This window comes from Streptococcus parasanguinis (assembly GCF_040908565.1).
GTDB classification, from domain to species: domain Bacteria; phylum Bacillota; class Bacilli; order Lactobacillales; family Streptococcaceae; genus Streptococcus; species Streptococcus parasanguinis_AC.
This window is the reverse complement of record NZ_JBDGEA010000001.1, coordinates 56614-70254: the sequence shown is the minus strand read 5'-3', so window position 1 is coordinate 70254 and position 13641 is coordinate 56614. Positions and strand designations below refer to the sequence as shown.

Annotated in this window: 17 protein-coding genes; all 17 read right to left on the bottom strand. The window is 40.2% G+C overall.

Annotation, left to right across the window (positions count from 1 at the left end; genetic code table 11):
- Positions 1-2 precede the first annotated feature (2 nt).
- The 17 genes from AB5Y61_RS00395 to cbiD are packed head-to-tail and all read right to left on the bottom strand — an operon-like array spanning position 3 to position 13627.
- On the bottom strand, positions 3-434 hold the full coding sequence (locus AB5Y61_RS00395) for a bifunctional precorrin-2 dehydrogenase/sirohydrochlorin ferrochelatase (protein ID WP_368402543.1): 432 nt from the start codon (positions 432-434) through the stop codon (positions 3-5).
- A gap of 2 nt (positions 435-436) precedes the next feature.
- Positions 437-1021, bottom strand: coding sequence for a cob(I)yrinic acid a,c-diamide adenosyltransferase (locus tag AB5Y61_RS00390; RefSeq protein ID WP_368402541.1), 585 nt, complete (start codon positions 1019-1021; stop codon positions 437-439).
- Positions 1021-2520, bottom strand: coding sequence for a cobyric acid synthase (locus AB5Y61_RS00385; protein ID WP_368402539.1), 1500 nt, complete (start codon positions 2518-2520; stop codon positions 1021-1023). The genes AB5Y61_RS00390 and AB5Y61_RS00385 overlap by 1 nt, the downstream gene beginning before the upstream one ends.
- The gene (locus AB5Y61_RS00380; protein WP_368402537.1) at positions 2505-3320 is read right to left on the bottom strand and encodes an energy-coupling factor ABC transporter ATP-binding protein; all 816 of its coding nucleotides are present in this window, start codon (positions 3318-3320) and stop codon (positions 2505-2507) included. Before AB5Y61_RS00380 ends, AB5Y61_RS00385 begins: the two co-directional genes overlap by 16 nt.
- A gap of 4 nt (positions 3321-3324) precedes the next feature.
- Positions 3325-4014, bottom strand: a complete 690-nt coding sequence (locus AB5Y61_RS00375; protein WP_195347878.1) for a CbiQ family ECF transporter T component — start codon at positions 4012-4014, stop codon at positions 3325-3327.
- Positions 4015-4048: 34 nt separating this feature from the next.
- Positions 4049-4333, bottom strand: coding sequence for an energy-coupling factor ABC transporter substrate-binding protein (locus AB5Y61_RS00370; RefSeq protein WP_205011896.1), 285 nt, complete (start codon positions 4331-4333; stop codon positions 4049-4051).
- A complete protein-coding gene (locus AB5Y61_RS00365; protein ID WP_368402535.1) occupies positions 4330-5058 on the bottom strand; it encodes an energy-coupling factor ABC transporter permease in 729 nt (242 codons plus the stop codon). The genes AB5Y61_RS00370 and AB5Y61_RS00365 overlap by 4 nt, the downstream gene beginning before the upstream one ends.
- Before the next feature lie 18 nt (positions 5059-5076).
- A complete protein-coding gene (locus AB5Y61_RS00360) occupies positions 5077-5781 on the bottom strand; it encodes a cobalt-factor II C(20)-methyltransferase (protein WP_368402533.1) in 705 nt (234 codons plus the stop codon).
- 10 nt (positions 5782-5791) lie between these two features.
- Positions 5792-6559, bottom strand: coding sequence for a sirohydrochlorin cobaltochelatase (locus AB5Y61_RS00355; protein ID WP_368402532.1), 768 nt, complete (start codon positions 6557-6559; stop codon positions 5792-5794).
- Entirely contained in the window at positions 6552-8012 is a 1461-nt protein-coding gene (cobA, locus tag AB5Y61_RS00350; RefSeq protein WP_368402530.1) for a uroporphyrinogen-III C-methyltransferase, read from the bottom strand. Before cobA ends, AB5Y61_RS00355 begins: the two co-directional genes overlap by 8 nt.
- A complete protein-coding gene (gene cobK / locus AB5Y61_RS00345; protein WP_368402528.1) occupies positions 8009-8770 on the bottom strand; it encodes a precorrin-6A reductase in 762 nt (253 codons plus the stop codon). The genes cobA and cobK overlap by 4 nt, the downstream gene beginning before the upstream one ends.
- Positions 8767-9492 carry a precorrin-3B C(17)-methyltransferase gene (gene cobJ / locus AB5Y61_RS00340; protein ID WP_118094983.1) on the bottom strand — a complete coding sequence of 242 codons (726 nt, stop codon included), beginning with the start codon at positions 9490-9492 and terminating at the stop codon, positions 8767-8769. Before cobJ ends, cobK begins: the two co-directional genes overlap by 4 nt.
- Before the next feature lie 26 nt (positions 9493-9518).
- Complete coding sequence (locus AB5Y61_RS00335; RefSeq protein ID WP_368402527.1) at positions 9519-10577, bottom strand: cobalt-precorrin 5A hydrolase; 1059 nt, start codon at positions 10575-10577, stop codon at positions 9519-9521.
- Positions 10567-11340 carry a cobalt-precorrin-4 methyltransferase gene (locus AB5Y61_RS00330; RefSeq protein ID WP_049472811.1) on the bottom strand — a complete coding sequence of 258 codons (774 nt, stop codon included), beginning with the start codon at positions 11338-11340 and terminating at the stop codon, positions 10567-10569. The genes AB5Y61_RS00335 and AB5Y61_RS00330 overlap by 11 nt, the downstream gene beginning before the upstream one ends.
- Positions 11341-11344: 4 nt before the next feature.
- On the bottom strand, positions 11345-11908 hold the full coding sequence (locus AB5Y61_RS00325; protein WP_368402525.1) for a decarboxylating cobalt-precorrin-6B (C(15))-methyltransferase: 564 nt from the start codon (positions 11906-11908) through the stop codon (positions 11345-11347).
- Positions 11886-12512, bottom strand: coding sequence for a cobalt-precorrin-7 (C(5))-methyltransferase (locus AB5Y61_RS00320; RefSeq protein ID WP_368402524.1), 627 nt, complete (start codon positions 12510-12512; stop codon positions 11886-11888). The genes AB5Y61_RS00325 and AB5Y61_RS00320 overlap by 23 nt, the downstream gene beginning before the upstream one ends.
- Positions 12503-13627 carry a cobalt-precorrin-5B (C(1))-methyltransferase CbiD gene (cbiD, locus tag AB5Y61_RS00315; RefSeq protein ID WP_368402522.1) on the bottom strand — a complete coding sequence of 375 codons (1125 nt, stop codon included), beginning with the start codon at positions 13625-13627 and terminating at the stop codon, positions 12503-12505. Before cbiD ends, AB5Y61_RS00320 begins: the two co-directional genes overlap by 10 nt.
- Positions 13628-13641 lie beyond the last annotated feature (14 nt).

Genomic DNA, 13641 nt, shown 5'->3' with positions numbered 1-13641 from the left:
TCTTATAATTGATCTAAAAGTTGTTCTATCTTTTTTCTAACTTCTTTTGAGCGTGATGGAGATAAACCATTGGTAGAAATCATGACGGATAATTCATTATTTGATGCAATTGCAACATTATAAAAGTCGGAATTTTTCTTATCCCCTGTATTATTCACGAACTGACTAGGGTGAGCCTCTTCCATTACTTTTTTATTGACTTCCTGGTTATCTGTGCAGGCAAATACCAATTTTGCCCCTTCCAAATCCCCAGTTTGGTAGTTTCTTTGAATCCATTCAACCTGCGATTTGGGAATCGCTTCATTGATTTCAGGACTAATGACTGTAACCTTGGCCCCTTCTGACAACAAGGTCTTAATTTTACGAGCTGCCACTTTTCCTCCACCAATCACCACTACTGGTTTATTTTGGATATTCATCATGACAGGATACATGGCTATTTCTCCTCTTTTCTTTCTCTAAAAATCTTAGCGCTTCGTTTATAGACTGTATCTTTGACATCTAAACGATGGTTGACCAAACGGGCCACCACGAAAAAGTAATCTGACAAGCGATTAATATAAATCAGTCCAACTTCGTTAACTGTTTCATCTGCTTCAATGACAGCTACCATTCTTCTCTCTAAGCGTCGTGTCATAGTACGAGCTACATGAAAGAGACTGGCGACCCGATGGCCGCCAGGAATAATGAAGCGATCAATCTTTTCTGGAATGTGCATATAAGCATCCATTTTTTCTTCTAGGAAGGTAATATCTGATTCCTTTTGTTTGTATGGTCTCAATTCTCTAGGAGTAGCAAGATCGCTTCCACAGTCAAATAAATGTTGCTGAATCTCTTCACATTCCTCTCTGATATCATCTAATTCTTTGTATTCCTTCATTTCAGATACCAGGTAGCCAACTTGAGAGCACAATTCGTCCATGGTCCCGTATGCCTCCACACGAATATGTGTCTTAGACACACGATCCCCACCATATAGTCGGGTAAACCCTTTATCCCCATACTTTGTGTAAATTCTCATTAAAGCTCTTCTCCGTTCATAATCTGGTAAATCTTTTTCATATCGACTGCATCACGAATAATTGCTGCCAGTTTATCATATTGCAAATCTTTGAATTCTTTGAGATCAATCGCCTGATCTGTGATAGGTTCCAAGCCCTTTTCAATTCGAATTTGGTTCAAATAATCGCGAGTCCATTGAGAGTTATCAAAAACTCCGTGAAGATAGGTTCCTTGGATTCGTTTATCTGGTGAAACGGCACCATCATACCTACTAGTCTCTTCGCCATTCTGAAGAACAATGCGAGAAAAAGGTGATACCTGATCAGAAATTTCAGTTTCTCCCATATGGATTTCGTAACCTTCTAGAATTTGTCCTTCGTGTTCTGCCTGGACTTGAGTTGTCCGTTTTGTACCCTGCATCTGCGTTGCGATATCCAGAAGCCCTAGCCCTTCAATTTCATCCAATTCAGACTCGACATGATTAGGATCAGAAATCGTCTTGCCTAATAACTGGAAACCTCCACAAATGCCAAAAATGCGAATACCTCGATCAGCGCACTGACGGATTTGATCAACAATCCCTGAATCTTGGAGAACTTTCATATCTTCAATCGTATTCTTACTTCCAGGTAGAATCAAGAGATCCGGATTCCCAATCTCATCCCCTGGCATGACATAACGAACCGAAACATCCGGTTGAATTTCCAAACTATGAAAATCTGTGAAGTTGGAGATGCGTTTTAGGGTGATAATAGCCACATCCAGATCTTTGTCATGATTAAAGCTGCGTCCTTTACTGCCTAAAGCGACACTGTCCTCACTATCAATGTCGATGTCAGCATATGGGATAACTCCTAATACCGGTACTTGAGTGAGCTCTTCAATCATATCAATACCTGATTGAAGCAGGGCTACATCCCCCCTAAATTTGTTGATCAAAACCCCTTTGATCCGTTTACGATCCTCTTCTGGCATTAATTCGATTGTACCATAAATAGAGGCAAATACTCCTCCCTTGTCAATGTCCGCTACTAAAATGACAGGCGCATCGACCAAACGCGCCATTCCCATATTGACGATATCGCGTTCGTTTAAGTTGATTTCTGCTGGACTACCCGCACCTTCTAGGATAATGGCGTCGTATTCCTGGTCTAGTTCTTGATAGACTTCTTTGATTTTAGGCAGTAACTCCTGCTTAAATTCATGGTAATCCACCGCATCCATATCTTTAAGGACTTTGCCCATAAAAACAACTTGGGATTTACGATCCGAAGTTGGTTTCAGTAGGACAGGATTCATGCGAACATCTGGATCGATACCTGCGGCTTCTGCTTGTACGACCTGAGCTCTCCCCATCTCAAATCCTTTTTTGGTGATAAAGGAGTTCAAGGCCATATTTTGAGATTTAAAGGGAACAACCGTGTAACCATCTTGTTTTAAAATACGACACAAACCCGCGGCAATTAAACTTTTACCTGCATCGGAAGCCGTCCCCTGAATCATTAATGATTTTGCCATAGATATCCTTCTTTCAACTGTTCAAACAGAATTTCTTCATTTTCAACAAGGGGCGTCTGGATTGCCTGATGAAGTTTGACAATCCATGGCACAGAAAGTCCAGCATCTAACAACAATTTTTCTTCCTGGAATACTTCATATTTTGTTCCTTGGGTCATAATCTTGCCTTTTTTGATGAGGTAGGCATAGTCACAACAGTCATACATGAGATCCATGTCGTGGCTGGTAACAATAATGCTGGTTCCATTGGAAACTAGTTTTTTCATAATCATGGCCATTTGGTCCCGCCCTTTAGGATCCAATCCAGCAGTCGGCTCGTCTAACAATAGAAAACGTGGTTTGAGAGCTAACATCCCCGCAATGGCTACTTTTTTCTTTTGGCCGTAACTCAAATATTGCACCGGTCGATCCTGCAACTCTTCGATGTCCATCAGTTCAATGGCTTCTTGAACCCGTTTCTCACACTCCTCTTTGGAGTATCCTAAATTCTCTAATGCCATGCCAATATCATCTTTGGCAATGGTATAAAACAATTGCTGCTCCGGATTTTGAAAGACCATATTGACTTCTTGCCGGTAAGCAAACAAAGCTTTCTTCTTATCTTGAATGACCTGATTATCCAAACTCACACTGCCTTCTTGGGGCTTGAGCAGTTTGGTCATGACCTTCATCAGGGTAGATTTCCCGGAACCGTTGGTTCCAATAATTCCAGTAATCTTTCCTTCCATGAATTCCATATTCACATGGTCCACAGCTTTCAAATCATCAAATAAAACTGTAATATTCTCTAATTTTAACATATTTTTATTCCTCTTCATCAATTTCTTTAGCTTGAGCAAATTTCAGGGTTAAGACATCATTTAAGCGCTGATTATCTGCCAATAATTTGACAAATAAGGTATTGGCTAATCTTCCCCAGCCAAGATAACTTTTTTTCTTATTTACAAATGAAAACTTCAAATCTAAGGTATCTCGAATGGTTAAAAATTCGATTAATACTAGAAAGATAAAGCGATACATAAGAACGATTAATTCCATTAAGATAGCCGGCAAATGAAGGGTTTTACAAAGCTTCATCATCTGGTTAAAGGGAATGGTTAAAGCCATAAAATAGGTTGAAATTAAAGAACAGTAAATTCTCATAACAATCGGTCCAACTTGTTTGGCAGAAGAATGAAAAACTCCTAAATAGCCATGACTTCCAACTGGAATGGCCATTAAAAACTGATGACTATTTTCACCATAGCTAATGACAAAGGTCGCCATACTTAATAAAATGAAAATAGACGGATAGCGAAACCAGCTCAAGTATTTTAAAATAGGAAGTCTAGCAATATAACACGTCAAGGGGACCATAATAGCAATTAGTAGAATTTGTAAGGGGAGGAAACCAGAGAAAGAAATAATCATTAACAAAATATACAAACTGAACTTATGCAGTTCTGGAACTGCAGTCCAACGGTTATTATACGCATAGCGATCAATTACAAACATAGTTTCCTCCCATACAAATACTTACTAAACTAAATTATTTTTCTTGATGTTTTTTTCCTCTTTGGTAACCGATGACATAGAAGATAATCCCCGCACCGATACTACCTTGAAGGGTAAAGAGCAAGCTTTCAACTTCTGATCCTGGTGGTTCAAACAAAGGTGAAAACCAAGGTTTATAGTCCTTTTGAATAGTCGAAATAGCATTTTCTGCAGCATCATCCGTACCACTATATTCTACTCCTTTAGGAGCAAATAAGAAAGCACCGACAATAATCACAACAATGGCAGCTAATAACAAAAGATTCTTGTGTTTTTTCATAGGAATAAGCCCTCTCTTTCACTAGCATTTTCAGAAATCAAGTTGTAGAAGATAACAGTAAGCAATCCTTCTACAATGGCAATTGGAATTTGCGTAATCAGAAAGACACCCAAGAATTTAATGGTTGAACCCACAAATCCAGTGGTTGGATCCGGGAAGACCAATCCAAGTTGAAGGGAAGTTGTTGCATAAGTCGCTAAGTCAGCAATCATCGCACACAAGAAGAGTGAGACTGGTTTAGATAGTTTCAAAGAACGACTGAATTTATAAACTGCAAATCCGACAAAAGGACCTACGACTGCCATTGAAAAAGCATTGGCACCAAGGGTTGTCAAACCACCATGGGCTAAAAGAAGAGCTTGGAACAACAAACAAATGGTTCCTAGTACACTAATAACAGATGGCCCAAACATAGCAGTTCCCAAACCAACACCGGTTGGGTGAGAGCTAGATCCTGTTACTGAAGGGATCTTCAATGAGGATAAGATAAAGATAAAGGCACCGGATAAGGCCAACATAGTTTTAGAGTTTGGATCTTTTGAAACAATCTTCTTAATCTTGATCAAACCGAAGATGAAGAATGGTAAAAATAGCAAGAACCAAACAATACACCATACTAATGGGAGATAGCCTTCCATAATGTGCATAGCAGACACAGGTTGCGGTCTAAAGATAAGTAGCAATACCAAAAGAGCAATTGCTAGCATTTTTTTATTTTTTTTCATAATTGCACTCCTTTTTCATTACCCCAATGGATGTTTCTTAACCAATAGGGTTGTAAAATAATCCAATTTGTCATTCACTGTTAATTCTGATACTCCGTAAAGGATCTTCTGCTTATCTGTGGAAGCATGGCTCACTAGAAATGTTTTTTCAATCAGGTTGTGTTTTTCCAACAAAGGAAGAACGACATCCAAATGTCTAGCCACCTTCATAATGACGACAGTATCATGAATTGCCAAGGCTTGGTCAATCTTATCAGCTTCTGCTGTAGCAGGTACCACTGCAAAGGACTCCTCATCCATGGTCAACGGTTGGCCCAAGACAGAAGCCATACTACCAAATGAGGTAATTCCAGGAATTGTTTGGGTATCGATGCTATCTCCAATTAATCTCAACAGGTAACTATAGGTACTGTAGACCATTGGATCTCCAAGCGTGATAAAACCAACATTTTTCCCAGCCTTCACATCTTCCACCACTTCAGTAGCAATTTGTTCCCACTGAGGTTCTTTCTTTTCTAGCGAACGAACCATCGGAAAATGACGTTGTTTAATTTCTAAGTGGTCACTGACATAGGGACTCGCAATCGTCAAAGCCACACTTTTAGCGCCACGTTTGGCTTCTGGCGTATATAAGATATCCAATTTATTCAGGATATTCTTTGCTTTAACGGTAACGAGTTCACTATCACCTGGACCAATCCCAATTCCATAAAATGTTGCCATGATTGACCTCCTATTGAATGATTTGTTCTAAGTGTTGAACATAGAGTTCTTGAACACTTGGGTATTCCCCAAGTCCAATCAAGTGTGTTTCCACTTGATAGCCTTTTTCTGTAAAAAAGTGTTTCCATGATCCTTCTTCATCCGAGCACAAATCATTGGTAGCATGATCCCCAGCCACTAACATAAAGGGAGCAAGATGAACTTTTTTAACGCTTTTTGCTTCCAGACGTTTTTCGAGTAACTCTACCGGAGGATAAGACTCGACACAGCCGATATAGACAGCTTCATCCGTCAACATATGATCCAATGCAGCATAGGCAGTAAAGGCATAATGCTGACTACCATGTCCCATTAGGATGGTTGCTTCATCTACATTATTATTATTGTATTCTTTTACAAGGATATTTGCAACATTTTCATAATCTTTTTCACTAAAAAGAAGAGGTTTTCCAATTTTTAGAATGTCAAACTCATGTTTCAATTGGTTGGCTTGATGAAGGACTTTTTCATACTCACTTCCTAGAATAACATGAAGCGGTTGAATGTATACTTCCTTTACACCATCCTTTTTCAATTGTTCCAAAAGTTGATTAACCGTTGGAACTGTGATTCCTTCATTTTCCTTAATTCTCTTAATGACAACATTCGAAGTGAAGGCACGATGTACTTGAAAATCAGGGAATCGTTTTTGGATGGCCTCCTCACAGGCTTGAATGGTTTTCTTCCGTGTTTCAGGATAGGTGGTTCCGAAACTAACGACAATAATCGCTTTACTCATTTTCACTTTCCCTTCTAAAAAATGTTTGGCAAGCTTCACAAACCGATTTTAAGGTTCTCTCTTCTGTTTCGATCAACTGATGATAGCCAGCTTTTTCCAATACAGATCTAGTATTGTCTCCCATGATAACAATCGGTTTCTCTTTCCAATTCTCTTGGGTTTTCTCTGCCATCAACACAAAGTGGTAAGCTGCAGCAGAGTTTGGCAAACAGATCAGCTGGATATCCTCTGCATGATAAGAGAATGATTCACTTTCAAAGTCAACAGAATGTGTGGTGTGGATCGGGAAGTTCAAAACTTCTGCTACTGCTTTTTCCTTAATATCTGAAGTGAGGATGATCCAGTTTCCTTCTTGCTCACTCATCCGCTTCACAAAATTGTCTTCTGCAACATCATTGATTTGATCATACAGGCGAATTCCTGCTTCTTTAATAGTCTTGATGGTATGATGTCCACTTGCTACAATCTTCAGATGACTGAGACTCCGAATATCCAGATTTTCTTGTTGCAAATAGGCAACAAAGTAGTTCCAAGAGCTTGGGTCTGTTACTACTAAACCGTCAATGTCAGAAAGTTGAGGAAGTTGCAATTCTTTTGCAAGCAATTTACTTGGTGACTGAAAAGCATACACTGTCGCCCCAGCATCCTTCAACAATTTAGGAAGCTTGGCATTAGGTGTTTCTTGCACCAAAACGGTTCGACCAAACAAAGGCAGTTTTTCATGGTAATTCAATTCCTCACGGAAAGCAACGACGTCACCAATCACAATTAAACTTGGTGCTTTCATCTGGTGTGCTTCAGCCAGTTCAACAATGGTCTCTAATTTTCCATCAATGGAACGTTGTTGAGGGTGAGTAGCCCATTCGATAATCGCTACTGGAGTTTCCTTATCGTAACCACGAACCATCAATTCCTCACAAATGGTCTGTAAGTTTTTCATTCCCATAAGGAAGACTAGAGTTCCTTTTAAGTGGGAAATCGCATCCCAATTCAATGCTTCACTGGCATCTTGTAGATGGCCAGTGAAGACATGAAAGCTAGTTGCGATATTTCTAAAAGTCATGGGAATGCCGGCATAAGCAAGGCCAGCAATCGCAGAGGTGATTCCAGGAACTACTTCAAATGGAATTCCTTCCTGGATGAGAGTTTGTGCTTCTTCTCCTCCCCTACCAAAGATATAGGGGTCGCCACTTTTTAGGCGAACAACTTTTTTCCCTGCTTTGGCTTTTTCAACTAGGACTTCCTCAATTTCTTCTTGGGAGACACAGGGTTGATTAGGAATCTTACCAACATAGATCTTTTCACAGTCCGATTTTGTGTAAGACAGAAGCATGGGATTCACTAAACGATCATAGATCAGAACATCTGCCTCCTCTAGTCTGCGAGCTCCTTTTACAGAGATTAATTCCTCATCACCTGGACCTGCACCAACTAGACTAACAAAGCCACTCATTCTGCCACCTCTTTCTTCAAATAGGCTTCCAATTCTTCAATAGTTGAAACCACTTTAGGATAATGAACGATTGGCCGTGAAATAATCACACAATCCATTCCTAGTTCTTGGCAACCTTCAATCTTTTCTCGAATACCACCAATATTTCCACTTTCTTTAGAAACAAATACTTCTGCTTTCGAGCGTGCTAATAATTCTTTATTGCATTCTTTAGAGAAAGGAGCTTTGATGGCATCAATTTGATCCGGAACAAGTCCTAGCTCTTCACAGCCCTTAAGGACTTCTGAAGTCGGAAGAACTCGGACCACAATGCGAGAGTCAGGCAAACCATGTACGAATAAGGGCAAAGTTTTACTTCCTGTCCCTAAGTAGACAGTTTTGTACTGCTTCTCTTTCATGTATTCAATGGCTTCTTCTGTCGAGTGAACAACCGTTGCTCCAGATAAATCATTTGTAGCTTGTCTCTCGAAGCGTACATAAGGGATGCCAGCCAGATTTGCTGCTTTCATTGCTTCCTGAGAAACAATGTCAGCAAAAGGATGGGAAGCATCAATAATTTCGTCAACTTCATTTTTTTTGATGAAATCAACCATATCTTGAGCAGTCATTCTCCCTTGAACTACATCTTGTCCAAATTTAGATGCTAAATGACGTCCATAATCCGAAACAACAGAGGTCGTGACAGGAATATTGTTTTGTGAAAGAAATTCAAGGACTTCCGTACTTTCAGCAGTTCCACCGAAAAGCAGTTTCATCATAGTGTGTATCCTCGAGGTGTGATCATGCGTCCATTTTTCACATAAGTTTCTTTGTTTCCGACAATGACAATCGTTGTCATATCTACAAGAGTTTCATCCAAGTCTTCAATCGTCGTCAAAATAATTTCTTCGTCCTTACGTCCAATATCTTTTCCGATTCCGACAATCGTATCTTTGGCTTTGTATTCAGACATAATTTCGAGTGCTCTTGACAAGTGCTCTGGACGACCTTTACTTCTTGGGTTGTAGAGACAAACTACAAAGTCCCCTTGTGCTGCTGCATGAAGACGTTTTTCAATCATTTCCCAAGGTGTCATCAAGTCACTAAGTGAAATATGGCAAAAGTCATTCATCAAAGGCGCTCCCATCACTGCAGCGGCTCCCAAACTTGCTGTAATTCCAGGTACAACTTTTACTTCAAGAGTATCGTTCTCTTCCAACAATTCAAGAATCAAACCAGCCATTCCGTACACACCTGCGTCACCACTAGAAACAACACCGACATTTTTTCCAGTTTCATGAGCTAGGTCGATGGCTTTTTGACAACGTTCAATCTCATGACGCATACCAGTCGCAACCATTTCTTTATCTTTTACAAGATCCTTGATCAAACGCATGTAGGTAGAATAACCAACAATAATTTCACAATCTTTAATAGCTTCCAATGCTTCTTGAGACATCAATTCTTCTTTACCTGGGCCAAGTCCAATAACGTATAACATATGTATTTCTCCTTAAATTTAAATATTTAATAATTGTTACCTAATTTACCAAGTGCAAATGTTGCACCATTTTGTGCGAACCGTTGGGTCAGCACATTTCCTTTACTTGCAAGGTCCGCACTAGCAAGTGCGACACTTCCCACACCTACAGTTTTCTTCACAAATTCCGATTGCGGATATTTATCAGCCACAACTTGTAATTCTTCATTAGAATATGTGACAAACGGACAATCTAGGTGTTGGGCTAATGCTAGTATAGCTTGTTCATTTTTTTTGACATCAATACTAGCTATTTTAGCGATTTCTGAACTGGAGATTTCCTCTTGTTCACAAAACGCTCGGAATGATTCCATAAAAGTTGAAGGTGGAAGATCCTTCTTTGCCCCAACTCCTAAAACATAGGGTTTTGGATGAATCAGGGCTACCACTTCTTCGTCAACCTCAACTGCTTGAGAGGTCAACCAAATAAATGGGCTCTTATTAGCAAGTACTTCCTGTATCTGATTTTCCTTAATGACTGTTAGCCCTCTCAGGTCAGAAACCCAAGACTTTTCTTGATAAAAATAGACACAGTCCTTATTCGCTAAATAAGAATTAAATACTTTCACTAAGTGGCGCAATTCTTCCCGCCACCCATTTACTTCTTTAGCAATATTATCCAAGGCTACAACATTTTGTGTATCTGTCGCAGTCGTGATCACTGGATTTGAATCTAATAATTCAGCGATTTTAAGTGTAACTTGATTGGCCCCACCTAAGTGACCACTCAATAAACTAATCACATGATTGGCTTTCTCATCCATAACGATCACAGCAGGATCGGTTGTTTTGTCTTTAATAACAGGGGCAATGCCTCTGACAACCGCACCAATCGCCATGATACAAATCAAGACATCCACCTCTTGGAATACTTTCCGAAGTCCTTCAATGACACGTCCTTCAATCGGTACCGTTCGAGAGTCAGCGATTTTCACAGTGGTATAGACTGGACAATCAATCCCAAGTTTTTCCTTGAGCTCTAGTCCTAAATTTTTTGCATTGTTAGTAACCGCCACAATAGCGTATCGAGGGGAATCATTTAGCATGCGAACTCAATCCTTTACGGAATTCATGGTGGAAATCTTTGTGATAGAGTTTAGAGTAGTAAAACTCTTCACCCAAGAAATCTCCAACTAAAATCAAGGCAGTTTTTCTAATTTTAGCTTCTTTGACCTTCTCAGCAATGGTCTCCAATGTCCCAAAGACCTTGCGTTCATCTGGCCAAGTTGCCTTATAGATTACTGCGACAGGTGTTTCTATTGGATAACCACCCTCAACCAATTCAGCCACCACTTTTTCAATGCCTTGTACAGATAAGAAAATGGCCATAGAGGTTCTGTGCTGAGCATAGCTTCGGAGGGATTCTCGTTCAGGAACTGGGGTCCGTCCGGCCATGCGAGTGATAATCACACTTTGAGAGACTTCAGGGACCGTATATTCTGTTCCAATACTTGAAGCTGCACCTAAGAAAGAGCTCACTCCAGGAATACAGTCAAATTCAATGCCTCTCTTCTTCATCTCTTCTGTTTGCTCACGAATAGAACCGTAGATAGAGAAATCCCCTGTCTGCAAGCGGACGACGTCTTTTCCAGCTTTAACAGCTTCTTCCATGACATCGATAATTTCCATCAAATGCATAGAAGCACTGTCATGAATCTCCGCACCTTCTTTACAGTATTGAAGGAGATCTGGATTTACAAGAGAACCCGCGTAGATAACTACATCTGCTTGGGATAATTTGCGGTAACCTTTTAGAGTAATGAGATCCACATCACCAGGTCCTGCACCGACAAAATGTACAATTGACATATATTTAATTCCTTTCTGGTTTTACAGCTGAGACAATGATCGTTGGGTTTTGCTGTTTAAAATAGTGGCCCTTGCCCAAAGCAGACCATCTACTAGCTTGAATAGATACAACATCTAAGTCTTGCCATTCCAATTTTTCAGCAAGTTGAATAGCTTCCATAGCATTTTCCAAGAGGATAAAGTTTAGAACAAATCGTCCTCCAGGTACCAACAAACTTTCACACCACTCAAAGATTTCTGCCATATTGCCACCGGTTCCACCCACAAAAATAGCATCAAACTGTCCATCTAGGTCAACAGGGGCTTTTCCTTTTATCAGATTAATATTTTGACAACCAAAGTAATCAATATTTTCCTGTGTCAGTGTAACTGCGTCTTCATTTTGCTCAATTGCAACGACTTCTAAGTTCGGAAAAGATACAGCTGCTTGAATGGTTACACTGCCTGTACCAGAGCCAACATCCAGCATTCTCTTTGCCTTGTGTAAGTCCAATTTATCAATACTGATAGCCCTGACCTCTTCTTTTGTCATTGGGACCTTTGCCCTAATAAATGCCGAATCCTTCATCTAAAATCACCACCACATTCATTTCATATTGTCGATTGACAACTTGATCTTCTGCTAAAATTTCGATGTTTTCATCTTCATAACTAAGATTTTCACCGATGACTAAGACTTTTTTCAAGCCTCGTTTTTTAACTTCTTGAGCAATTTCATATGGACCAATTTTTTTATCGGTTACCATAAATACTTTTGGTAAAGAAAGAATGAAATCAAAATTAGGAATTTTTGCGTGACTACTTGTCAAGTAGGCTTCATTCATAGGCAACGATACCTTGCTAGCCAAATACTGGAAAGACGAAATTCCTGGCTGAATAAGCACGCGCCCTTTAAATTTCTCAGACAACCATTTTCCCAAACCATAAATCAAGGGGTCCCCTGAAGCCAAATAAAGTATGGTCGATTCTTCCGGATAAGACTCTATTAATTGAGCTAATTCTGAAAGTTTTTTTGGAGGTACGACACCTTTTGACTGAAAGGCAGCTGGAAGAATTTCCAAATGACGCTCACTTCCAAGAATATAGTCTGCATTTTCATAAATCTCTTCACTTCCCAAAAGTCCATAGGAAGGGGCTCCTGGCCCTATTCCAATTACATAGATCACGTCCATTCCTCCGCTATTTCTTCTAATGTTTGGGTTGAAGCTAGATACCCAGCTTCTGTCCCAAAGGTTACTACATCAATGCTCACTTCCGGCTTCCGGTTTCTAAGCAAGCGTTCCGAACGGAACTTCATTTTGTCAACCAAGACCTGATAAACTTCCTCATAATGATATTCCTCAATCAGAGTTCCGGCTGCATCTGTTGTAATGCATTGATCCACTTTTTCAAGAAGTTCAACTGGGGCACCTAACAAGGCTAGGTTAGCCATGATGATCTCCATTCGCGCATCTGAGTCTTTACTGTGAGTTGAGAAAATCCCACCAGCGACCTTTACAAATTTCCCCATATGTCCAACCATCAGGACGCGAGTAAAGCCAATCCGCTGGACTTCTTTAAGGACATGCCCAACAAAGTTACTCATGTTCACAATTCGATGAGGTGGAATCCCCAGCACATTGGTCGCAAAATCCTCGCCGTAATTCCCAGGAGCTAAAACAACTGAACGATAGCCTTGATTGTACAACATGGTTAACTCAATCGTAATCGAAGCTTTCCAACTATCCTCAGACATTGGGTTAACAATTCCTGTCGTCCCCAAAATAGAGATCCCTCCTACAATGCCTAACCGAGAATTATAGGTTAACTTGGCTGTTTCTTCGCCCCCAGGAACTGAAATGATAATTTCGGCTCCGCAGTCTGGCCCCAACAATTGACGGGCTGTTTTTTCAATCATCGTTCGAGGGGTTGGGTTGATTGCTGCCATTCCAACATCACATTTCAGCCCTTTTTGAGTTACTCGGCCAACTCCTTCCCCACCATCAATGATAATTTCAGTTGAGTCAGGTAAGAGAGTTACAGTCGAATAAATAAGGAGACCGTGCGTTGCATCGGCATCATCACCACCATCCTTTTCGACAGCGGCACTAGCAGTCAGTTCACCAAAAGAAGGATTTTTGATATCCATCGTTACTTCGACTCCATTTGCTGTAGAAACGGTAACTTTTTCTTCGATATCTTGATTTAAAATCATACTAATAGCCGCCGCAGTTGCTGCAGTTGCACAAGTACCTGTAGTAAACCCTTTTCTTAATTTCTTTCCATTAACATATGAGTACTCATCCATAGTGTTCCCCTTCC